Origin of the sequence: Haloferax litoreum, from assembly GCF_009674605.1 — an archaeon.
Classification (GTDB): Archaea; Halobacteriota; Halobacteria; order Halobacteriales; family Haloferacaceae; genus Haloferax; species Haloferax litoreum.
Genome location: NZ_WKJO01000001.1, coordinates 1,306,743 through 1,327,864 on the forward strand (window position 1 = coordinate 1,306,743; position 21,122 = coordinate 1,327,864).

At 65.0% G+C, this 21,122-nt stretch carries 20 protein-coding genes; 10 read left to right on the plus strand and 10 right to left on the minus strand.

Translation table 11 applies throughout. The features are described 5' to 3' along the window. The first annotated feature begins 32 nt into the window (after nt 1-32). The 3 genes from GJR96_RS06770 to GJR96_RS06780 all read left to right on the plus strand — a co-directional run bounded on the left by GJR96_RS06770 (nt 33) and on the right by GJR96_RS06780 (nt 2,477). Nucleotides 33-530: a metallophosphoesterase family protein gene (locus GJR96_RS06770; RefSeq protein ID WP_151162238.1), complete on the plus strand. Its 498-nt coding sequence runs from the start codon at nt 33-35 to the stop codon at nt 528-530. A 171-nt stretch (nt 531-701) separates the two neighbouring features. Beyond that, nucleotides 702-1,457, plus strand: a complete 756-nt coding sequence (locus tag GJR96_RS06775) for a coenzyme F420-0:L-glutamate ligase (protein ID WP_151162239.1) — start codon at nt 702-704, stop codon at nt 1,455-1,457. Nucleotides 1,458-1,496: 39 nt separating this feature from the next. Next, a complete protein-coding gene (locus GJR96_RS06780; protein ID WP_151162240.1) occupies nt 1,497-2,477 on the plus strand; it encodes a 5,10-methylenetetrahydromethanopterin reductase in 981 nt (326 codons plus the stop codon). Here the strand turns inward: GJR96_RS06780 and GJR96_RS06785 are convergent. After that, a complete protein-coding gene (locus GJR96_RS06785) occupies nt 2,437-2,673 on the minus strand; it encodes a hypothetical protein (protein WP_058570980.1) in 237 nt (78 codons plus the stop codon). The genes GJR96_RS06780 and GJR96_RS06785 overlap by 41 nt on opposite strands. 93 nt (nt 2,674-2,766) lie before the next feature. Here GJR96_RS06785 and GJR96_RS06790 point away from each other — a divergent pair, with 93 nt between their 5' ends. Continuing rightward, complete coding sequence (locus GJR96_RS06790; RefSeq protein WP_151162241.1) at nt 2,767-3,012, plus strand: DUF7573 domain-containing protein; 246 nt, start codon at nt 2,767-2,769, stop codon at nt 3,010-3,012. A 22-nt stretch (nt 3,013-3,034) separates the two neighbouring features. Here the strand turns inward: GJR96_RS06790 and mutL are convergent, their stop codons facing one another. Further along, complete coding sequence (mutL, locus tag GJR96_RS06795; RefSeq protein WP_151162242.1) at nt 3,035-4,690, minus strand: DNA mismatch repair endonuclease MutL; 1,656 nt, start codon at nt 4,688-4,690, stop codon at nt 3,035-3,037. Further along, nucleotides 4,687-7,464 carry a DNA mismatch repair protein MutS gene (gene mutS / locus GJR96_RS06800; RefSeq protein WP_151162243.1) on the minus strand — a complete coding sequence of 926 codons (2,778 nt, stop codon included), beginning with the start codon at nt 7,462-7,464 and terminating at the stop codon, nt 4,687-4,689. The genes mutL and mutS overlap by 4 nt, the downstream gene beginning before the upstream one ends. Nucleotides 7,465-7,663: 199 nt before the next feature. On the opposite strand from mutS, the gene GJR96_RS06805 reads away from it, so the two are divergent. The 6 genes from GJR96_RS06805 to yciH all read left to right on the plus strand — a co-directional run bounded on the left by GJR96_RS06805 (nt 7,664) and on the right by yciH (nt 14,675). Then, nucleotides 7,664-8,620: an AAA family ATPase gene (locus tag GJR96_RS06805; RefSeq protein ID WP_151162244.1), complete on the plus strand. Its 957-nt coding sequence runs from the start codon at nt 7,664-7,666 to the stop codon at nt 8,618-8,620. Continuing rightward, nucleotides 8,617-9,696 (plus strand): DUF58 domain-containing protein, encoded by a 1,080-nt coding sequence (locus GJR96_RS06810; RefSeq protein ID WP_151162245.1) that lies wholly within the window; start codon nt 8,617-8,619, stop codon nt 9,694-9,696. Before GJR96_RS06805 ends, GJR96_RS06810 begins: the two co-directional genes overlap by 4 nt. Beyond that, nucleotides 9,693-11,957 (plus strand): transglutaminase TgpA family protein, encoded by a 2,265-nt coding sequence (locus GJR96_RS06815; RefSeq protein WP_151162246.1) that lies wholly within the window; start codon nt 9,693-9,695, stop codon nt 11,955-11,957. The genes GJR96_RS06810 and GJR96_RS06815 overlap by 4 nt, the downstream gene beginning before the upstream one ends. 40 nt (nt 11,958-11,997) lie before the next feature. After that, nucleotides 11,998-13,257: a helix-turn-helix transcriptional regulator gene (locus GJR96_RS06820; RefSeq protein WP_151162247.1), complete on the plus strand. Its 1,260-nt coding sequence runs from the start codon at nt 11,998-12,000 to the stop codon at nt 13,255-13,257. 148 nt (nt 13,258-13,405) lie between these two features. Continuing rightward, nucleotides 13,406-14,305: a hypothetical protein gene (locus GJR96_RS06825; protein WP_225317706.1), complete on the plus strand. Its 900-nt coding sequence runs from the start codon at nt 13,406-13,408 to the stop codon at nt 14,303-14,305. A gap of 76 nt (nt 14,306-14,381) precedes the next feature. Next, entirely contained in the window at nt 14,382-14,675 is a 294-nt protein-coding gene (gene yciH / locus GJR96_RS06830) for a stress response translation initiation inhibitor YciH (RefSeq protein WP_151162248.1), read from the plus strand. Nucleotides 14,676-14,749: 74 nt separating this feature from the next. Here the strand turns inward: yciH and GJR96_RS06835 are convergent, their stop codons facing one another. The 7 genes from GJR96_RS06835 to rimI form a co-directional block, all read right to left on the minus strand. Then, a complete protein-coding gene (locus GJR96_RS06835) occupies nt 14,750-15,076 on the minus strand; it encodes a rhodanese-like domain-containing protein (RefSeq protein WP_151162249.1) in 327 nt (108 codons plus the stop codon). A gap of 3 nt (nt 15,077-15,079) precedes the next feature. Next, a complete protein-coding gene (locus GJR96_RS06840; protein ID WP_151162250.1) occupies nt 15,080-15,643 on the minus strand; it encodes an NUDIX hydrolase in 564 nt (187 codons plus the stop codon). Next, nucleotides 15,640-16,134, minus strand: a complete 495-nt coding sequence (locus GJR96_RS06845) for a DUF5809 family protein (RefSeq protein ID WP_151162251.1) — start codon at nt 16,132-16,134, stop codon at nt 15,640-15,642. Before GJR96_RS06845 ends, GJR96_RS06840 begins: the two co-directional genes overlap by 4 nt. A gap of 24 nt (nt 16,135-16,158) precedes the next feature. Further along, complete coding sequence (locus GJR96_RS06850) at nt 16,159-16,599, minus strand: DUF5810 domain-containing protein (RefSeq protein ID WP_151162252.1); 441 nt, start codon at nt 16,597-16,599, stop codon at nt 16,159-16,161. Between the two features lie 184 nt (nt 16,600-16,783). Continuing rightward, the gene (locus GJR96_RS06855; protein ID WP_151162253.1) at nt 16,784-17,134 is read right to left on the minus strand and encodes a HalOD1 output domain-containing protein; all 351 of its coding nucleotides are present in this window, start codon (nt 17,132-17,134) and stop codon (nt 16,784-16,786) included. Nucleotides 17,135-17,282: 148 nt separating this feature from the next. Then, the gene (locus GJR96_RS06860; protein WP_151162254.1) at nt 17,283-20,495 is read right to left on the minus strand and encodes a bacterio-opsin activator domain-containing protein; all 3,213 of its coding nucleotides are present in this window, start codon (nt 20,493-20,495) and stop codon (nt 17,283-17,285) included. Between the two features lie 100 nt (nt 20,496-20,595). Beyond that, complete coding sequence (gene rimI, locus GJR96_RS06865; protein WP_151162255.1) at nt 20,596-21,096, minus strand: ribosomal protein S18-alanine N-acetyltransferase; 501 nt, start codon at nt 21,094-21,096, stop codon at nt 20,596-20,598. Nucleotides 21,097-21,122: the final 26 nt, after the last annotated feature.

Here is a 21,122-nt window from a genome sequence, read left to right on the forward strand (position 1 = left end):
ATGACTATCCAGATTGGGACTGATGGTGAGACATGCGACTCGCCATAATGAGCGATACGCACGTCCCCGGCCGTGCTGCAGTACTTCCAGACTGGGTCGAAGACCAGATTCGTGAAGCCGACCTCGTGATACACGCGGGCGACTACGACTCTCCGGAGACCCTCCAACACCTCCGCGACATCTCGAACGAGTTCGTCGGCGTCTCTGGTAACGTCGACCCTCCCGAGGTGGACCTCCCGTTCGTCGAGATAGTCGAAGCAGACGGTCTCACGTTCGTCGTCACACACGGCACGGGGACGAGAACTGGGTACTGTTCGCGCGTCGCCGACGTGGTCAAAGACGCCGCAGGAACCGATGCAGTCGGTGTCGCCGGCCACATCCACGAGGTCATCGACGAGATGACCGCCGACGGCGTCCGTATCTTGAACCCCGGAACGGCCGCACCAGCCAGTCCCGACGGCGAGGCGACGATGATGGTCGGAACGGTCACCGACGGTGACCTCTCTGTCGAAGTCCTCCACGGCGACTGACAGACCGTCCATCCCGTTCGACACATCCGCGTTCGGCACCCTGTCTCCCTCCACGACCCTGCCCTCCGGCAGACTCGCCAGCCGACACAGCGAGCAATCGCGCCACCTCCGATACCGGCCCGGTTCGCCAACACCCAGTCGTTTTTCACTGCCGTCCTCTTCCGGATTCGTATGGAGCTGTTTCCCGTCCCCGACGTCCCCGAGATACGTGAGGGCGACGACCTCGCAGCGCTCGTCTCGGAACGCGTCGACCTTCGCCCGGACGACGTGGTCTGTGTCGCGTCGACCGTCGTCTCGAAGGCTGAAGGGCGGTTCGCCGACCTCGACGACTTCCCGGCCGGTCCGCGGGCGCGCGAACTCGCCACACGCCTCTCGGAGGTGACTGGCGACGAGAAAGACCCGCGATTCGCGCAGGCGGTCCTCGAAGAGAGCGTGGACCTCGTGATGGACGAACCGTTCCTCCTCACGGAGACACGATTCGGCCACGTCGGCGTCAACGCCGGTATCGACCGGTCGAACGTCCCCGACCACGACCTGCTGTTGCTCCCGAAGCGACCCAGTGAGTCGGCAGAACGCATCCGCGCCGGCATCGACGCAGACCAGGTCATCGTCACCGACACTTGCGGGCGACCCTTCAGACACGGCCAACGCGGCGTCGCTATCGGGTGGGCGGGCATGGCCCCGTCACGCGATTGGCGCGGCGAGTCAGACCGCGACGGGCGCGAACTCGGCGTCACCGTCGAGAGCGTCGTGGATGAACTCGCGGCCGCTGCCAACCTCGTGCAGGGCGAAGGTGCCGACGGGACGCCGGTCGTCGTCGTCCGCGGATTCGAGTGGGGCGACCACGGCGAGAGCGACGCTCACTTCCGCGACGTCGAGGGCGACTTCGTCCGACAGGCGCTCCGCGGATGGACGTACGAACCCTGACCTGCCTCACTCCGACCCCATCTCTTTCACACCACACCAATGCTCGGACTCGAACTTACGCCAGAACATCCGCTCGATAGACTCGTCGAACTGGGCACACAGGCCGAACGCGAGGGCTACGACTCGCTGTTCGTCTCGTGTCACTACAACAACCGCGACCCCTTCGCGGTCCTCGCGCGACTCGCGGCGGAGACGGACGACATCCGCCTCGGCCCCGGCGTCGCCAACCCGTACGAGATGCACCCTGTCACGCTCGCCAGCAAGGTCGCCACTGTCGCCGAATCATCCGGTGGCCGCGGCCTCCTCGGCATCGGTCCCGGCGACCCCTCGACGCTGCGAAACCTCGGCCTCGACGACCAGCGCGGCCTCCGCTCCGTCTTGGAGGCGTTCAAAGTCGCACAGGACCTCTGGGCCGGCGAACGCGTCACACACGACGGTACCTTCCAAGCGACAGACGCCGGCCTCAACTTCGACGTGCCCGGCGAGGTGCCAGTCTACGTCGGCGGCGAGGGACCGCACATGTGCCGGATGGCGGGGAAACACGCCGATGGCCTGCTGTTCAACGGGTCGCACCCCGACGACTTGGCGTGGGCCCGCGAGCAGGTCGATATCGGCCGCGAGGACCGCTCCGACGGACGGGGCGACTTCACGCTGGCCGCCTACGCGAGCGTCTCTATCTCAGAAGACGCCGAGGCGGCCCGCGAGGCCGCACGCCCGCCAGTCGCGTTCATCACTGCCGGCGCGGCCCCGCCGGTCCTCGACAGACACGGCATCGACGCGGAACTCGCCAGCGACATCGGCGAAAAGATATCCGCAGGCGACTTCTCCGAGGCGTTCGGTCTCGTCACGCCGGAGATGATAGACGCCTTCTCGATGGCCGGGACGCCAGACGACGTGACCGACCGGATGGCCGCGGTGCTCGACCACGCAGATGGCGTCGTGGTCGGGTCACCAATCGGCCCCGACCTCGAAGAAGCGATTACTCTCGCCGCGCAGGCTCACCGCGAGAGCCGGGCGTGACGCCGATACCGAGTTCTGCCGCGAGTGCGCCGAGGACGACGTAGGCGAACGCGCCGACGGCCCCGAGGATGAACAGGTTGCCGACGAGGATGATGATGGGTGAAAGTGGGTCGCTCAGCGCCACGTCGGCGAAGTTCACGACCAGTTCGACGACGCTCTGCAAGAGCGCGATGACGAAGTCCGTGAGTGTAGGCATACGCGAAGTTCGGAATTCGGGGGTATTGATTGTGTGGGTTTCGCACGCCTCGGTGTCGGCACCGATAAGGGCCGGCCCGACGGAGAGGGGTGCATGCCGAATCGTTCGCTCGACGACTTCGCCACGGGGTCCGAACCCGAAGACGTGGACGCGGAACAGGACTCGGAGTCGGAGTCGGAGCAGACGCCCACTGCCGACGACCCGTCAGACGACGTGGACACGCTCGCGACCTATCGCTGGACACCGACTGGAACGACCTGTCCGCAGTGCGGCGAGTCAGTCGAAAAGACGTGGCTCGACGAGGACGAGTACGTCTGCGCCGAGTGCAAGAACTGGTGACGCCACGCGCTCGGATTGTCTTCTACGAGGTCCGTCGCCCACTCCGCCGACCGAACCCACGGACGAACGTCGATTCGTCGATAGCGAGGATGGTCGGCCGACCGTGCGGGCACGTGTACGGTGTTTCGCACGACCCCAGTCGTTCGACCAGTCGAGTCGCATCCTCGTCGGAGAGGTCGTCTCCGGCCTTGATGGACGGGTGACACGCGAGGTCTTTGAGCAACGTGTCTCGCGGGTCGGGCGTGTCGCCGGCGGCGACGTCTGCAACCACGTCGGCCAGCGCTTCGGGTGCGAACGGTCGGCCGAGCGGTGCGGGAACTGCTTCGACCCGATACGTGTCGCCACCGAACTCGGCGACGCGGAACCCGAGCGCGTCGACGAGGTCGCGGTTCGCCTCCAAGAGTGCCGCATCGGTTGCAGTGAGCGAGACGCTCTCTGGCGGGTCGATTGCGACAGACTCGATGCCCGCCGGCTCGACTGCGTCGCGGAGTCGTTCGTAGTTCACTCGCTCGTGAGCGGCGTGCTGGTCGATTACGAGCAACTCGTCGTCCGCCTCACAGAGCAGATACAACCCACGGAACCGGCCGATGACGCGGACATCGTCGAACACCGACGACGCCGTCACGGGTTCGAGCGAGGTGTCGAGGTCCATCGCCAACTCGCCGCTTCGTCGGAGGTCCGCCGTCGAAAGTGCGTCGCGGACGCTCGTCTCGACTGTCTCGGTGATGGCGTCGGCGTCTCTGAACTCGATTTCTGCTTTCGCGGGGTGGACGTTGTGGTCCACCCACGCGGGCGGCACCGAGACGCGGACGACGGCCACGGGTTCTCTGCCGTCGGGTAAGAGCGTCCCGTAGCCATCGACCACCGCGCGTCTGATTTTCGAGTCGGTGACGGCGCGGCCATTCACCGAGACGTGGACGTGGTCACGCCGAGAGCGAGTCACGTCGGGATGACAGAGGATGCCGTCTACGTCGACCGTTCCTGTCTCGTCTGCGAGTGCGACAGTCTGCGTCGCTTCGAACGTCGATGCGTGACTCGCGGCGTCGCGTCCGTAGACTGCGAGCACCGCGTCGCTGAATCGCCCCGTGCCGGGCGTCGTCAGCGTCTCGTGGTCGTCGTGCCGGAGGACGAACCGCACGTCGGGTCTGGTGAGTGCGTACCGCGAGATGACCGACGAAATGCGTGCGAACTCGGCTTTCGGCGAGGCGAGCGACTTCTTTCGCGCGGGTCGGTCGGCGAAGAGACCGGTGACGTCGACAGTCGTTCCGCGACCCCTGCCCGCCGGGTGGACGGTCTTCTCACCGTCTTCGACCACGACGCGCGTCCCACGTGTCGTCCCGGCGTTCGTAGTCACTTCGAGTCGAGCGACGGTGGCGATACTCGGCAGGGCCTCGCCGCGGAACCCGAGTGTCTCGACGGTTTCGATGTCGTCTGCGTCCCAGAGTTTACTCGTCGTGTGGCGTTCGACGGCGAGGACGGCGTTCGACTCGGACATCCCGTGGCCGTCGTCGACGACGCGGATTCGTTCGGTTCCGTCGCCTTCGACCCCGATTTCGATGGTCTCTGCGCCCGCGTCGAGCGCGTTCTCCACGAGTTCGACGACGACGCTCGCCGGGCGCGTGACGACTTCGCCGGCGGCGATTTTCGAGCGTGTCTCCGGGTCGAGGCGGTGAATCATTCGAGTCTCCGCTTGAGGTCCGACAGGAGGTTCAGCGCCTCCAGTGGCGTCGTATCCACGAGGTCCGCCTCGCGGAGTTCGTCGGCGACGTCGCGGGCGACGGCGTCGACAGTCGGTTCGGTCTCGTGGTCGTCGTCTGCCGTTCGGTGACCGTTCTCCAGCCCGTCGACGTAGGCCGCGAGCGTTCCGTCCTGTGGGGATTCGGGTCCGTCTTGTGGGGATTGGATATCGTCGTCGGGTCGGGCGTCGGCGGTGGGTTGGGCGTCGTTGTCGGGTCCGGTGTGGGCCGAGCGTTGCCCCGGTTTGGTATTTGAACCTTCGTCGTCTGCTTCCACGAGGCTCCGAGCGCGTTCGACCACCGTTGCCGGAACCCCCGCGAGATGGGCGACTTCGACGCCGTAGGACGACGACGACGGCCCTTCGGCGACGCTGTGGAGGAAGGTGACTTCGCCGTCGGTCTGCGTGGCGGTGAAGTGCAGGTTGAAGACGCCGTCGCGTTCGTCTGCCGTGTCGGTCAGGTCGTGATAGTGGGTGGCGAAGAGCGTCATCGCGCCGACTTCGTCGTGGACGAATTCGGTCGCCGCGCGGGCGATAGCGAGGCCATCGGTCGTCGAGGTACCGCGGCCAACTTCGTCCAAGAGGACCAGCGAGTCGTCGGTGGCGTTGTGGAGAATCTCGGTCAACTCGCTCATCTCGCGCATGAACGTCGATTGCCCGCCAGCGATGTCGTCGGACGCTCCGACGCGGGTGAACACTCTGTCGACGACTGGCAACCGGGCGGCGTCTGCGGGGACGAAACTCCCCATCTGTGCGAGGATGCAGACGAGTGCGACCTGTCGCATGTACGTCGATTTCCCGGACATGTTCGGACCGGTGATGAGCGCTACGCCTCCCTGCGGGAGCGACGTGGGGTTCGGGACGAACTCGTCTTGGGTGCGTTCGACCACGGGATGTCGACCACCGTCTATTTCGATGCCTGCGGTGGTGCCGTCGTTCGACGCCCCGTCTGTCGCGTCTCCGTCGTGGAAGACGGGCCGAGCGTAGTCGTTGGCGACGGCGACGTCTGCGAGTGTGCGAAGCACGTCGAGGTCGGCGAGGGCGTCGGCGACGGCCTGAATACGCGCCGATTCGGTGGCAACGTCGGCGCGAACCTCACAGAAGAGGTCGTATTCGAGGCTGTCGGCGCGTTCTGCGGCGCGGAGAATCTCGTCTTCGCGTTCCTTCAACTCGGGCGTGTAGAAGCGCTCGGAGTTCTTCAGCGTCTGCCGGCGGACGTAGTCGTCCGGCACCCGGTCGAGGTTCGGGTTCGTCACCTCGATGTAGTAGCCGTGGACCTGATTGTAGCCGACTTCGAGCGAGTCGATACCGGTTCGTTCCTGCTCGTGCGCTTCGAGGTTCGAGACCCATGCTCGGCCGTCCTCTGCGGTGCCGCGCAGGTCGTCCAGTTCGGCGTCGTATCCTTCGGCGATGACGCCGCCTTCGGTAATCTCCTGCGGTGGGTCGGCGACGATGGCCCGGTCGATGTGGTCACGGACGCCGTCGAGTTCGTCCAGCGAGTCGCGGAGGTCGGCGAGGAGACCTGATTCGACGCCGTCGAGCGTCTCGCGAATCTCGGGGACGCGGTCGAGGGTCGTCTTCAGGGAGCGCAAGTCACGGGCACTGGCACGTTCACGAGAGATGCGAGCGACGAGGCGTTCGAGGTCGTAGACGGACGAGAGATGGTCGCGGAGGTCCGCCCGCGAGAGGGCGTCGTCGGCGAGGGCACCCACCGCGTCGAGGCGCGCCTCGATAGCGCCCTGTTCGACGAGCGGTCGTCTCAACCACGCTTCGAGGCGACGGCGACCCAGTGCGCACGCCGTCTCGTCGAGGACCGAAAACAGCGTACTGCCGGCGCGGGCGCTCCGCGAGTCGAAGAGTTCGAGGCTCCGTATCGCCGTCGCGTCGAGTTGGAGGAACTCGCGCGGGTCGAAGCGTGTGACGCGAGTGACGTACTCCAGTTTCGAGTCTCCTTGTGCGTACTCAGCGTACGCGAGAAGCGCCCCGACTGCACGACGTTCGACTGTCGATTCGACCACTGCCTCGGGGCGTGGGACATACCTTGACAGCGTCTCACGGGCCGTCTCCGGGTCGAACGCGTCCGGGTCGAACGGTGTCTCCATCGGGTCGAACGAGAGCGACGGGAGGTCACAGTTCGGGCCGACGACGAGTTCGGCCGGCGCGAGTCGTTCCAGTTCTTCGAGTGCGAGTGCTCGGTCTGCCCCCGTCACGAGGCACTCGCCGGTGGACACGTCGACGACGGCGAGTCCGTAGTCGTCGCCGTCGCGAGCGACGGCACCGAGATACGTCGCCCGTCCCGCTTCGAGGAGTTCTTCGTCGACGACGGTCCCGGGGGTGATGAGTTGCGTGACGGCCCGGTCGACCAGTCCCGATGCCTCCGAGGCGTCTTCGACTTGGTCGGCGAGGGCGACGCGATACCCGGCGTCGAGCAGGCGTTCGAGGTAGCCCGCGGCGTTGTCGATGGGGATGCCGGCCATCGGCCACGTGCCTGTCGAATCTTCGCGCTTCGTGAGCGTCACCTCGCACGTTCGCGCCACCGCCTCGGCAGCGCCACAGAAGGCCTCGTAGAAGTCACCGACCTGGAACAACACGAGGGCGTCGTCGTGTGCCTCACAGAGGTCGGCGTACTGCGAGAGCATCGGCGTCAGGTCGTCTCGTACCGCCAGCATCTCGGGCGGTGCACCGTAGACCGCCTCGTGCTGGGCATCCGCGTTCATACCCGGTAGGGGGCGGCCGAGCGACAAAAACGCCCGGGAACGTCTGCGCTGGTTCGCCCCGACGAGGGTCCCGTTCGCCACTGTTCGCGTGGATGTGGTGTGCACACACCCAGCAACGTTAGGTAGGCTGAGCCTATATTACAGGACAGAGACTCGTTCGGCCACCACGTGGTGGTCGACGAGACATTCCGGGATATCAATGACTGATGTACATGCAGACGCCGACGTCGACCGCGCGCGCTCGGTCGAAGCGGTATCGGACCTCGCCACACGAATCTCCGAAAACGTCGAACAGGTCATCGTGGGCCACCACGACGCGATAGAAGACATCATCGTGACCCTGTTCGCCCGCGGCCACCTCCTCTTAGAAGACGTTCCGGGTGTCGGGAAGACGATGCTCGCACGGGCGATTGCGACTTCCATCGAGGGGTCGTTCGAACGGATTCAGTTCACGCCCGACCTCCTCCCCTCCGACGTGACCGGGGTGAACGTGTTCAACCAACAGACCTCCGAATTCGAGTTCCGCAAGGGGCCGGTGTTCGGAAACGTCGTCCTCGGCGACGAAATCAATCGCGCTCCCCCGAAGACACAGGCGGCACTCCTCGAAGTCATGGAAGAACTGCAAGTGACTATCGACGGGGTGACGCGACGAGTCCCCGACCCCTTCACAGTCATCGCGACGCAGAACGACGTCGAACCGGACCGAACCTACGACCTTCCGTTGGCCGAACTCGACCGCTTCATGAAGAAGATTCACCTCGGCTACCCGAACGAAGCCGAGGAGACGGAACTCCTCGGACGTGTCTCTGGTCACCATCCAATCGAGTCACTCGGACCGGTCGCCACGTCCGCGGACGTTCGTGCCGCCCGTGAGACCATCCTCGGGGTGACGGTGAGTGAACCGGTCCGGCGGTACGTCTCGCGACTCGCCGCCGACACCCGCGAACGGGCACACCTCGGGGTGAGTCCGCGTGGGTCCATCGCGCTCATTCGGGCCGCACAGGCCCGTGCCGCCCTCGACGCCCGTGACTACGTCGTCCCCGACGACGTGCAACGCGAGGTTCGAAGCGTCTGGGCACACCGTATCCGAACGACGACTGGCGAAGACGGCATCGACGTGGTCGAACGAGCGCTCGAGTACGTCCCAGTCGAATGAAACTCACGGCACGAGGATGGGTCGCCGTCGCTGCCGTCCTCCTCGGCGTCGTCAACGCCGTCGCGTTCGGCCCACGGGCACTCAACGCCGTCGTCGTCCCCGTGGCGGTTGCGCTGGTCGTCGGCGCAATCCAACTGTGGCGCGTCGACGCCCCACGGGTCACCCGTGACGCGCCGGACGACGGGTTCCCCGGAACGACCGAAACTGTCAGCCTCACCATCGATAGCGAACGAACCTTCCCTGCGACGACGACGGACGCACTCTCGGACGGATTCGACGGTGACGCGACAGTCGACGCCGTCGTCGGTGGCGGTCGCATCTCGTACGACGTGACCTACCACGCCCGCGGACCGGCGACGATTGGCCCAGCGACAATCGTCGCACACGACCTGCTCGGCCTCTTCTCGCGGACGTTCACTGCCGGTGGGACGTCCGAAGTGCTCGTCTTCCCCCGACTCGACTCGCTCACCACGACGGCACGCCGCGACCTGTCTGCGCTCACGGACCGCCAGAAGACGATGCATCGCGGCGAGTTCGACCGTCTGCGCGAGTACGTGTCGGGCGACCCCCTCCGCGACATCCACTGGAAGTCGAGTGCGAAGTCGGGCGACCTCGTGGTGAAGACGTACGTCGACCGCACCAATCCAGACGCCGTGAGTATCTCCGCCGGCGGTGTCGATGGGCGCGAGGACGACGTTGCAGAAGCCGCGGCGACCCTCTCGTGTGCGCTCCTCGACGCGGGCGTCCCGGTCCACCTCTCGTCACCGGTCGGTGTCACCGAAGCGCTTCCCGGCGAGCGCCGACGGGTGCTCGCCCACCTCTCGCGCCTCGAATCCGGGTCGGTCCCCGACTCGTCGGCGGAAGTCGTGATCCGCGGTGACGCTGGGGAGACGTACGTCTCCTTCGCCGGACGCGAGACGACCTACGACCGACTCCGTGCCGACTCGGACGCGGGTGCAGACGGTCGACCGAGTGGGTGGCGCATCCAAGACGGGTCCGAGACCAATGGACAGTCGAAGGCTGCCGACGTCGTCGGAAGACAGCGAACCGACGGTCGGCGTGGGGTGAGTCGATGAGTACCGAATCCGCGACACGTCAGTCGTCGACGACGCCCGAGGCGGCCCGACACACCGTCGCCGGCGTCGACGCGAACGTACTCGCGATGGCGTCTACGCTCGTCCTCCTCGGGTCGTTCCTCTTCGTGCTCAACGACGTGACGAACGTGGTCGGCCGGCGTGACCAGTTCCTACTCGTCGCCGGCGGCGCACTCGTACTCGCGACAGTCGTCGGCGTGACGCTTCGGCCACGAGTTGCACTCCTCCTCACCATCGCCCTCGTCGGCGGCGGGTTCGCCGCGTACTTCCTCTCGCTTCCATCGAGTCAACTCGCGTTGTTGTCGCCGACGCGGCTCCTCGCCGACTCCGTGGCCCTCCTCAGCGGACTGTCGGTCCTTCGTCTGCTCTCGGCGGACGTGTGGGCACTCGCGGTGACACCTGCACCGACGTTCCTCGCGTGGTATCTCGCCGTTCGTGGGCGTATCGCACCTGCTGTCGCCGTCGCCGGTGGTGGCCTCGGACTGTTTGTCCTGACGGGCGACGCGAACGGTCCGCTCACACTGGTCGGCGTTGGCGCGGGAATGGCCGCGATTGGCTTCGACAGCATCGGTCGGTTCGGCCACGACGGCGGACAACTGGACGTTCTCGTCGCCGTTCTCGCCGCGATGGTCGTCCTCTCGGCGACGGTCACGGTGCTCCCCGGTGCGGGTGGGTCGCCCATCATCCCGACCAGCGGTGTCGCCGAGCAACCGACCGTCGAAGCGAGTCTCGTGAGTGCCAGCGACAGCATCTCCGTCGTCGGGAGCATCAGCCTCTCACCGGAGGTCCGATTCGAAGTCGAGAGCACGTCGCCGTCGTACTGGCAGACGGCGTCGTTCGACCGCTACACTGGAACTGGGTGGGTCAGAACCGGTGATTCCGAACCGTACACCGGTGGCCGACTCGAAGGTCCCGAAGGGCCGTCACGACTCGTCCGCCAGACTGTCTCGCCGGCGACGCCGCTTGACGCCATGCCCAGTGCGTGGCGACCCGTCGCCGTCAGCGGAAACATCTCGTCCGAGACGCTCGTCACACAGCAGGGCAACATCCGCCCCGCGCGGACTATCGGCACCGACGAGAACTTCACCGTGACGAGTTCAGTCCCGCAGTACACGCCGGCGTCGCTCCGTCGAACCGGGACCGACTACCCCGACGACATCCGCGAGCGATACCTCGCGCTCCCCGACAGCACATCGGACCGCGTCCGCGAGCGAGCGGCCGAGATTACGGCAGACGCGGAGACGCCGTACGACAAGGCTGTCGCCATCGAGGAGTGGCTGGAAGCCAACAAGGAGTACTCGCTGCAGGTGTCGCGACCAGACGGTGACATCGCCGAGTCGTTCCTATTCGACATGGACGCGGGATACTGTACCTACTACGCCTCGACGATGGTCGTCATCCTGCGGTCTGAAGGTGTCCCTGCCCGGTTCGTCACCGGGTACACCACGGGTGAACGTGTCGGTGACGACCGATACGTCGTCCGTGGCCTCGACTCGCACGCGTGGGTCGAAGTCTACTTCGAGGACACCGGCTGGGTCCGGTTCGACCCGACGCCCGCCGGCCCCCGAATCGACGCCGAAACCTCGACGCTCACCGACGCTCGCGAAGACGGTCTGGATGGCGTCGACACCAACGAGACTGCTGCTGCCGCAGCGGAGACGAACGAATCAGACACCGAAACGCCGACGCCGACCGAAACGGCGAACGAGACAGAGACGGCGAACGGCACGAACGCGACGCCACAGAGTGGTCTCGCGCCCGGCCTCGAAGAGCGAATCGGCGGCACACCCGGTGCAGGCAACGAGGCCGCCGCCGACGAGGGTGACGGACTCGTTCCGGAGTTGCCGTCGCGTGAGACGCTCTTCGTCGGCTTGGCGGCCCTCGTTGGCATCGCGGCGGGAGTCCGTCGAACGCGGATACCCACACAAGTTCGCTGGGCGACTGTTGCGCTGTACCAGCGCCGGACCGATTCACCGACGGACGACGTGTTCCGGGCGTACGACCGCCTCGAACTCGTCCTCGAACGCGACTATCGGCCACGCAGGCCGGGTGAGACGGTGCGCCACTACCTCGCCGCGTTGTCCCGTGTCGGCGTCGACGAACGAACTCGACAGGTCGCGGATATCTACGAACGGGCGCGGTACGGACACGGTGTCACACGGGCCGACGCCGACGAGGTGATTGCCGTCGCCGACAGGGCCGTCAGGTCGCGTCTGCCGGTCGTCAGACGCTGGGCGGACTGAACCGCGTCACTTTTTCAGGATGGGGCCACAGGAGAGAGCAATGGCGACGAGAGACGCCGTCCCCGCACTCCTGTGCATCCTGCTGTGTGTGCTCGCCGCAGTCCCCCCAGTCGCGGCCACACCCGACGGGTCTGCCGCCGGTCCCGGCATCGACCCACTCGTCCAGCAGGGTGTCGAACCGGATAGTACACGCGTCGTCGTCGACGTCGAGTCCGACGGGTCTGCCCGCTGGGAGATTCAGTACTGGACTCGGTTAGACGACCAGAACACCACCGACGCCTTCCAATCACTCCAAGACGACGTCGAGGCCAACCCGGGCGACTACACGTCTGCGTTCGAATCACGAATCATCGACACCATCTCCGCGGCGGAGAACTCGACCGGTCGCGAGATGACGGCGACGAACGTCTCCGTCTCGGCCGAGACGCGGTCGCTCCCCGATAGTTACGGTGTCGTTACCTACTCCTTCGAGTGGTCGAACTTCGCCGCCACAGACGGCGACAGCCTCGTCGTCGGCGACGCAATCGAGGGGTTCTTCCTCGATTCGAGTTCGCGACTCATCGTCTCGTGGCCGGACGAGTACGGGTCGGTGACGGTCACTCCAGAACCGGACGAGACACGCGAAAACACGGTCATCTGGCGCGGGTCTGACACCGAGTTCGTCTCGGGTGAACCGAGCCTCGTCCTCGAAGTAGGCGCGGGTGCCGGCGAGACATCGACCACCACACCGACCGCCACACCGACAGACCAGACGACGGCGAGTCAGGTCGACGACCCGTTCCCCACGACGAGCGCACTCGCGGCACTCGCCGTGTTAGCCCTGTTCGTCGTCGGTGGGGCGTTCTTCCTCCGGTCTCGTGGTGTGCTCGGCGACGACGACGGACCCGGTGCGTCGCCAGCGGCGGGTGTCCCTGATGCGCCGACGACACCGGCAGACAGTGACGGAGAAGTCGCTGCCGCGGCGGACGCCCCGGAGGCCACCACGGACACAGAGACGACGACAGACGAGTCGGGGACAGCATCGGCGGACGAAGGTGCGACTGACGACGGCGCGGACGACGAAGAAGAAGACGTGCCACCCGAACTCCTCAGCAACGAAGAACGGGTGCTTCGCCTCATCGAGTCCCGCGGGGGGCGGGTCAAGCAACAGGAGGTTGCCGGCGCACTCGACTGGACCGACGCGAAGACCAGCAAGGTCGTTCGCGGCATGCGCGACGAGGGGACCATCGAAGGGTTCCGCCTCGGCCGTGAGAACGTCCTTCGACTCCCGGAGGACGACGACGAGTCCGAAGACACATAAATATCTTACGACCGTTTACACGGTTCAATGGGGCGATAATCGACGTACTGCGCCGCATTCGCGAGCACTCGCGAAGTCCGGTTGAATCGAGTTGATTCGGGGGGAAGACCTCCAGTTTATATCCGAATACGGGACGTACGAGGAATCGATGAGCCGACGAACCGCCGTGCTCGCCGTCGCCGCCGCAGTCCTCCTGGCGACGCTTGGTGCACCACTCGCACTTGCCTCTCCAACTGGACCGGTCGCACCGGCGCTCGCCCCCAGCGACGGACCTGCGGCAGCCGACGACAGCACCGCTACGAACCAGAGTACCGCCTCCAACGAGACGCCTCCCGGCCAGAAACTCGCCGGCGTCATCGGGGTACAGGGCTCCGAGACGGACGGCGAACTCGAACGGCGGACGTTCGAGACCCGACTCGCCAACGCTAACTCGAACGCCTCGAAGGCGGCAGTCGTCGCTGGACAGGTCGAGACTGTCCGTGAGCGCCTGACCGAACTCGAACAACGAAGAGACCGGCTGCAGGCCGCACACGAGAACGGCACACTCTCCGAGAACCAGTATCGCGTCCAGATGACGCGCGTCGTCGCCGACATCGAGCGTACGAAGTCCATGTTGAACCGGACGGCCGATGCCGCGGCGACTGTGCCCGACTCGGACCTCGAAGCCCGCGGTGTCGACGCGGAACGACTCGACTCGCTTCGCCAATCGGCATCTGACCTCGCAGGCCCCGAGGTGGCGGCAATCGCTCGTGACCTCGTCGGCGACAACCCCGGCAAGGGTCTCGAAAAGGCCACAGAAAAACGAGGTGGAGACGAGGAGAAATCCGAGAACGGACGCAACGGCAACGGTTCCGACAAGACTGCTGGAGAATCCACGGGAAACGGCAGTGAGAATCGCGCCGACCGGGCTGACGGGTCATCTGGTCAGCAATCGTCTTCTCCCTCGTCGGCAGCAGACGGCGCGAACGACGGCGGTGACGACACCCCGCCTGTGACGACGGGTCGGGATAGAGACGACAACCGCCGAGACAGTCTGTTACTGCAGTAGGGTCGCTCGATTAGCGCGTCCGTGTTACGAAGTCCCGATACTGTTTAATATCCCCATCTTGTACGTCCACACTGTAATGTCGGAAGTCTGCTCGACGTGCGGGCTGCCTCAAGAGCTTTGCGTCTGCGAAGACGTTGCAAAAGAGTCTCAGGAGATAGTCATCCGCATCGACGAGCGCCGCTACGGAAAAGAGGTTACAGTCATCGAGGGATTCGACCCGAAGGACGTCGACATGGATAGCCTGTCGTCGGACCTAAAGTCGAAATTCGCCTGCGGTGGGACCGTGGAAGAAGATTCCATCGAACTCCAAGGCAACCACCGCGGCCGCGTGGAGGACTTCCTCCGCGAGAAGGGGTTCAACGTCGCGTGACCGCCCTCTGACTTAGCCCGGCGTCGAGATACTTTTCGGAAACTGTACCGCGGTGAGCGGCGGCACTCGTCGCGCTACTCGTCGGGGCCGCGTTCGAGTGGCCCTGTCCACGCGTCGAGACCACCCGCCATGCTCTCTATCGTCGCGTCGTTCGTTCCCTCGTACGCGGAGAGGAGTCGCACCGCCTGGATGCTCGCCTCGCCCTGCGGGCAGACGGTGACGATGTGACGCGCGCCGCTGATACGTCCGAGGTTCGATACGAGGTCGTCTAACGGGACGTTGATACTTCCGGGGATGTGCCCTGCTTCGAAGTCCGCCGGCGTACTCACGTCCACGACGAGTGGTGGGTCGTCGTCGTCGAGGCGCGATTCCACCTCGTCCGGGTCGATTTCGCTGACCATCGGCTACAACACTCCTTCGTCGCGGGCGAGGAGAATCCCTTCGACAGTCGCGTCGTTCGTCGGTGGTTCGGTGGCCCGGTCGATAGCCTCCTCGACCGGAACCGCGTGGACGGAGAGGAACTCGTTGTCGTCTAAGTCACGTTCGACCGGGGTGAGGCCCTCGGCGAAGACGAACCCGCGTCGATGCCGAAGCACACCCGTCGAACACCAGACGTCGCCGATGAGCGACGCCGAGTCTGCCGCAAATCCGGTCTCTTCGCGGAGTTCGCGCACGGCGGCATCGGTGAGGGACTCGCCCTTCTCGACGACTCCTGCGGGCAGTTCCAGTTGCGTCTGGCGGATGTTCGGCCGGTACTGTTCGACGAACACGACGTGGTCGTCCGCGACGGCGACGACGACGACTGCCGTCGCGAGTTCGGCCCAGTAGTACCGCTTCGTCGTCCCGTTCGGTTGCTCTACGAGGTCGTAGCCCCCGGTGAACCATCCTGTCTCGTACTCGGTCTTCGTTTCGAGGACGGGCCACTCAGGGTCCGGCAGTCGCTCGTGTCTCCGCCCGTCGTGGGTCATCGGTCGTCGCCTCCGACGTCTCCCTCGCTGATGCCGGCGTCGTCGCCCGCGCTTTTCTCGCCGTCTTCACCGTCCAGAATCGTGTCGCGGTACACTCTCCCGAACGCGTTGCGTCGGAGGGTGCTGATTGCGGCGTCTCGTTTGTTCTGGAAGGTAGTGGCGACGACTGTGTTGGCAAACGGAATCGGGTGCCACGCGACGCGTTCGACGTCGGGGTTCCCCAGTTCGACCACGTCGTACTCGGGATGCGACTCACACCAGTCGTCGAACTCGGTGCGAGACCCGACGGTCACGGACAACGATTCGGCGAACAGCGCGTTTCGGACCGTCTCGACGACGTCGCCCGTCACGCGTTCGCGGTACTCTTCCCGGCCGAAGTCCATCGCTTTCGCCGTCTCTCTGACGACGACTTGCGCCGTCGGACCGACGCGGTCGAAGGCGTCTTCGGCCGCTTCACGCGTCTCCGGAGAAATCGTCCCGTGGGTTTCCATCGCCACCCGATTCGAGGCCCGGACTTACGACTCTTTCTCGTCGGCGTCGTCCGTGGATGACGCGTCTCCGCCGGCATCGTCGCCAGATTCGGGGTCAGACTGTCCGTCGTCGTCGTGCTCGTACATCTTTCGCGTCAGGTCTTTCGCCTCGTCGAGGATGCGCGCGGCGTCGCCGGAGAGCGATTGCCCCCCACCGAACTGCTGTTGCTCGTAGCCGTGGGTGTGGTCGTGACCGTGGCCGCGGTCCACCGTATCTTCGAACACCTCGTCGAACTCGTGTTCGTCGGCGTGTTCGGCGACGACGGGGCCGAGTCCCTCGGCGTTCATCGACGCCCACTCGGGTGCGTGGTCGTCGAGCCACGTCTCGTGGTCGTCACTGTGGACGATTGCTTGGAGCGCCAGATGGTTCGCGAGGTGCGTCTCGTCTCGCTGTGGCGCGTCGCAGACCGGACAGGCGTATCCCATACCCTCCGGTAGCGTGTGAGTGTACCAAAATGCGTCGCAGTTCGTCGGAAGGGGAATGAAGTAGCCGTCGTGTTCGCGGGTGGTGGGTAGGGGGGAGGCGAACTGCCGACGAACGGCCACTATCCGCTTCGGTTGGTGGTGGTGGTGGTGGTGATGGTGTGGTGGTGATACCGATTCGATGCTGTTAGGCAGACTTGACGATGACCGTTCCGTCGGCCCAAACGGTCACGTCGCAGGCAGCGTACCGGAACTGAACGTGTGCGCGTGCAGGGTTCATCGATCCGCGCCCGACAGCGTCGCTCGTGGCCGATGCCCGTGCCGGCTGAGCGAACACTCTGTCGAGCGCTTCTGGATTGATGGTGTTCGATAGTGGGGGAAGGTCGACAGCGTCCACGTCTTCCAACTGGGAGACTGCAGTGACTATCGTCACCGCGAGAGTGTCTCGTCCGTCCCAGTCGTGTCGAGCGACGACCTCTTCGGTCGTGCCAGTGTTCCATCCAACATCGTTGCCCTGTAACACGCGAGTTTCGTCCATGGTTCGGTTCGCGTCGGCGTCTTGCCGACAGTGGGTCCAACAACGGTAGTCGATATATCCCTCGTTGCTATCTGGCTAGTGGTGTCATCCGTGACGACTCTAGCCACCTAGAGTGCAGACTGAGAATCAGATGGTATGGCCGTGACAGTCACTCGAAGACGCTATCGACCAGTTTCCGCTCTGCGGCCCGCAGGTGGTACTGGAACGTCGGTGCGCTGATGTCGAACGTCTCCGCGAGTGCCTCGGCCGTACTCCGACGCGGCCACTCGTAGAACCCCGCGAGGTAGGCCGCTCGAATCGACTCGAACTGTCGGTCGGTCCACTCGTCGCGAATCTTCCACTGGAACGTCTGCGGTGACTCTTCTGCCTGTGTGACAGTCCGCCGAGACAGGAGACTCGTCCCCGGGTAGTCTGCGTCGAGGGTGTCGATGAACGAGCGGACTCGAATCCGTTCGGGCACTTCTACGGTGAGCGTGGTCTGCTGTCCGGTCGAGTGCAGTTCCCGGAGTGTCGCTTCCGAGGCGTACAGTGTCTCGAATAGCGACTCACGCGGGAGTCGCATCTCGAACAGGTTTCCCGTCTCGTCTTCCGAGAGGATTCGCACGTGCGTCGCAATCTCGCTTCCGGCTTCGACCACCGTCTCCGGGTCGGCGTCGGTGACGACGAACGCGATGACCGACCCGTCGGACTTCGGGAGGACGCCCGTGAGTCCGACGCCGTGGTCGACCCGTCGTGCCAGACGCGCGAGTGACAGACGGTCGCCGCCGAGGCGGGCCTGCACCTGCGTCCGGCGCTCTGTCAGCATCGCACCGGCACGTTTCGTCGTCGCGAGCGCGTACCCGGTCGTCTCACCGAGTTCGGCGAGGAGGCCGTCTTCGTTCGAGAGTGCGTCGGGGTCGGTTGCGTGGACGACGAACAGCGCTTCGATTCGGTCGTCTGCAACCGCAGGGATGACCGCGAGCGACCGGAACCCGTAGGTGAGTGCGTCACCGCGGTGGTCGGCCCACGCCGGGTCGTTGAGCACGTCGTCGACTGTCTGCATCGTCTGCGTCTGGACGGCGGTGTCGAGGAGGTCCGCGAGTGGGCCAGACGAGGCAACTTCAGAGAGTCGGTCGGCGTAGGCGGTATCTGCCCCGTGAATCGCCTCTGGGGTCGGGTGGAACTCGCCGACCACTTCGTCAGAGTCGACGTGCCAGACGACGGCGTAGGGTCCGGTCTCGACGAGATGCTTTCCGACGGCCGAGAGAGCGTCGCTTCGCGTCGGCGCGCGGATGAGCGACTGGTTGATACTTCTGATGGTCGTGTTGACCTGGTCGAGTCGCCTGAGTATCTCGTTTTGTTCGGCGAGACGTCGGTCACGTTCGTGCAACTCCGACTCCGCGTCGATGCGCTCTAACAACTCCTCGACGGTGGCCACGAGCAAGTTCACGAGTTCGACGTCCACGTCGCTGGGTGCGGTGGTTCCCGGGTGGCCGGTCACGAGAACACCGTGTCGCCCGACTGGGGCCGCGATGACCCGTTCGACACCTTCGACGATGCCGCCGTCCGGTGCGATTTCGACGACGGAGACTTCGCCGGCGACGAAGGCGTCCCAGACCCCACCTTCGGTCAGGCCGACACCGAGTGGTTTGTCACCGAGTCCCGTCCCTGCCTCGCCGACGCGTGTGAGTGCCGTGTTGGTGTCGTCGAAGACGAACAGTTCTGTCCGTGCGTCGCCGAGCACCTCGTCACAGGCCGCGACGGCATCGTTGAGGACCGTCTTGCGGTCCGTCGCACTCATCATCTCGCGCGTGCGCTCGTGGAGTGTCGCGAGCAGTCGTTCGTAGCGATGTCGCTCTGTCACGTCGCGTAACACGCCGACCGACCCAATCTCTATCCCGTCGACGACGAGCGGTGTCCGGTGGTTTTCGACCTGCACGACTTCGCCGTCCGTTCTCTCCAGTTCGAACTCCACGATTTGGTTCGCGGCGGTGATGAACACTTCGTCGCTGTCGTCGACCGCCTCGTCGAAGAGAGAACTCGCAGAGACGCCGAGTATCTCCTCGCGTAGAAGGCCGGTCAGACGCTCGAACGCTGGGTTGACGGCCGTGAACAGGCCGTCTCGGTCCAAGGCGTACACTGGGTCGGCGACTGCTTCGAGCATCCGCCCGTACTGTTCGACCTCTGCCTCTCGTTCGTGCTGTTCGGTGATGTCCGTGAAGTAGACCGAAAGCCCCGTCTCGGAGGGGTACGCCTTGATGTTGTACCACGTGTCCGAGTTTTCTGAGTACGCTTCGAAGGTTCTGGTCTGCTGGGTCCGCATCGCCGTTTTGAACTCCTCTCGGAATCTCCCCGACTCAGGCGTGAGGTCGCGCATCCTTCGGCCGAAGAGGTCCGTGGCGGGTTCTCTGAAGAGTACCTCCGCTGTCTCGTTGACGTAGGTGAGTCGCCAGTCGGCGTCGAACGCGACCACCGCTTCGTCGATTCGGCCCAGCACTTCGGAGAGTGCGTCTTTGAGTTCGTGACGGTCGGTCGCCGCGCCGACGACGGCGGCGATGTTTTCGAGGAACAGCACGTCGTCGTCGGTGAACTCTCCCGACTCGAACGCCTGAACACCGATGACCCCCCACCGACTCGCGTCGCTTCCGATAGGGGCGCACATGCCACTTCCGAATCCCGACGAGGTGAACGCTTCTGAGTGGTCGAACCGTTCGTCTGCGTCGAAGTCGTCGGTGACGATAGACTGTCCGCGTTGGTACGTCTGCATCGCCTGTGTCTTCTCGTCGGCGACGATTGGTCGCTGGACGAACTTCTCGGCCCACCCGGTCCCGGCGGCGACGCGGAAGGTGTTCGGTTCGTCGAGTCGTTCGAGAATCGATACGGAGTCCGCGCCGAGCGTCTCGCCCACGCGACGAACGGCGAGTTGGAGAACCTCGTCCAGGTCGACGGTCGTCAGCGCGCGGGTCCCGACTTCCGAGACGACCCGCTGTTGTTCGAGACGCGCCTGATTCGAACACTCGACGCGGTGGTCGGCGATGGCTTTCTGGACGCGGAACGCCAGCCACGAGAGTGAGTCGGTTTCGCCGTCACGGATGAAGTAGTCGGTCGCACCCGCGTCTACGGCATCTTGGACGAACGATTGTTTGTCGGCCGCGACGATGAGTGGGAGAGTCGCGTCGTTCGTCCGGGCGTTGCGGAGGAATGCGAGACCATCGGTCTCGGCGAGCGGAGTGGTGAGAACGACACACTGGACGTCGTCTCCCGCAGCGAGGAGTTCTGCGCGGGCCGAACCTGCGTCTCGGACGTGGCGAACCGCGAACTCCGTTGAGAGTGCTCCGAGTGACGATTGAAGTGAGTCTGCGAATGCTCCGTCGTCACTCACGCAGAGAACCGCTGTGGACGGTGACACATGCGCACTACGAGAGCAAGTGTGATAAGTATCCCCACGGTTTGCGAGGCGGTCGTGTCACTCGTTTTTCGTGTTAATCTGTCAGCCCCTGTGAGTTCCAGTCTCCAAGGTCGAGAACCATGATGAAGGCGTCTTCCCCGTCGCCGTAGTATCGCGGTACTCGGCGGGCGGGACGAAAGCCCACGCTCTGGTAGAGGTGCCGTGCCGGTTCGTTCGAAGCGCGAACTTCGAGTTTGACGACGGCGGCACCGGCGATGGTCATCGACGTCAACGCGTCGAGTAAGAGTCGTCGTCCGAGGCCGTTCCCGCGTGCCTCGGGGTGGACTGCCAGGTCTTTGACGTGGCCGATGTCGTTGCCGTGGTTCGGCATCACGTCGGCGACGACGTATCCGAGTATCTCGTTCCCCCGGGCGGCGACGAGGAACGCCGGTTCGTCGACGAAGAGTTCGAACGCGGAGTAGGGCCATGGCTCAGAGAAACACGCTCGTTCGATTCTGAGGACGTCGAGTAAGTCGGCACGCTCGGCCCGTCGGACGATTACGTCGTCGTCGAGGACGTCGTCGAACTCCGTCACACTCGGCGCTAAGCGGTGGGGATGCA

Excerpts from the sequence above, each read along its gene's own strand:
- mutL (WP_151162242.1), bottom strand. The coding sequence starts at position 4,690 with ATGATTCACCGCCTCGACCCGGAGACACGCTCGAAAATCGCCGCCGGC.
- GJR96_RS06790 (WP_151162241.1), top strand. The coding sequence starts at position 2,767 with ATGCCGAATCGTTCGCTCGACGACTTCGCCACGGGGTCCGAACCCGAA.
- GJR96_RS06855 (WP_151162253.1), bottom strand. The coding sequence starts at position 17,134 with ATGGACGAAACTCGCGTGTTACAGGGCAACGATGTTGGATGGAACACT.
- GJR96_RS06810 (WP_151162245.1), top strand. The coding sequence starts at position 8,617 with ATGAAACTCACGGCACGAGGATGGGTCGCCGTCGCTGCCGTCCTCCTC.
- GJR96_RS06770 (WP_151162238.1), top strand. The coding sequence starts at position 33 with ATGCGACTCGCCATAATGAGCGATACGCACGTCCCCGGCCGTGCTGCA.
- GJR96_RS06775 (WP_151162239.1), top strand. The coding sequence starts at position 702 with ATGGAGCTGTTTCCCGTCCCCGACGTCCCCGAGATACGTGAGGGCGAC.
- GJR96_RS06825 (WP_225317706.1), top strand. The coding sequence starts at position 13,406 with ATGAGCCGACGAACCGCCGTGCTCGCCGTCGCCGCCGCAGTCCTCCTG.
- GJR96_RS06845 (WP_151162251.1), bottom strand. The coding sequence starts at position 16,134 with ATGGAAACCCACGGGACGATTTCTCCGGAGACGCGTGAAGCGGCCGAA.
- GJR96_RS06835 (WP_151162249.1), bottom strand. The coding sequence starts at position 15,076 with ATGGTCAGCGAAATCGACCCGGACGAGGTGGAATCGCGCCTCGACGAC.
- GJR96_RS06850 (WP_151162252.1), bottom strand. The coding sequence starts at position 16,599 with ATGGGATACGCCTGTCCGGTCTGCGACGCGCCACAGCGAGACGAGACG.
- GJR96_RS06785 (WP_058570980.1), bottom strand. The coding sequence starts at position 2,673 with ATGCCTACACTCACGGACTTCGTCATCGCGCTCTTGCAGAGCGTCGTC.
- GJR96_RS06840 (WP_151162250.1), bottom strand. The coding sequence starts at position 15,643 with ATGACCCACGACGGGCGGAGACACGAGCGACTGCCGGACCCTGAGTGG.
- GJR96_RS06815 (WP_151162246.1), top strand. The coding sequence starts at position 9,693 with ATGAGTACCGAATCCGCGACACGTCAGTCGTCGACGACGCCCGAGGCG.
- mutS (WP_151162243.1), bottom strand. The coding sequence starts at position 7,464 with ATGAACGCGGATGCCCAGCACGAGGCGGTCTACGGTGCACCGCCCGAG.
- GJR96_RS06805 (WP_151162244.1), top strand. The coding sequence starts at position 7,664 with ATGACTGATGTACATGCAGACGCCGACGTCGACCGCGCGCGCTCGGTC.
- GJR96_RS06820 (WP_151162247.1), top strand. The coding sequence starts at position 11,998 with ATGGCGACGAGAGACGCCGTCCCCGCACTCCTGTGCATCCTGCTGTGT.
- yciH (WP_151162248.1), top strand. The coding sequence starts at position 14,382 with ATGTCGGAAGTCTGCTCGACGTGCGGGCTGCCTCAAGAGCTTTGCGTC.
- GJR96_RS06780 (WP_151162240.1), top strand. The coding sequence starts at position 1,497 with ATGCTCGGACTCGAACTTACGCCAGAACATCCGCTCGATAGACTCGTC.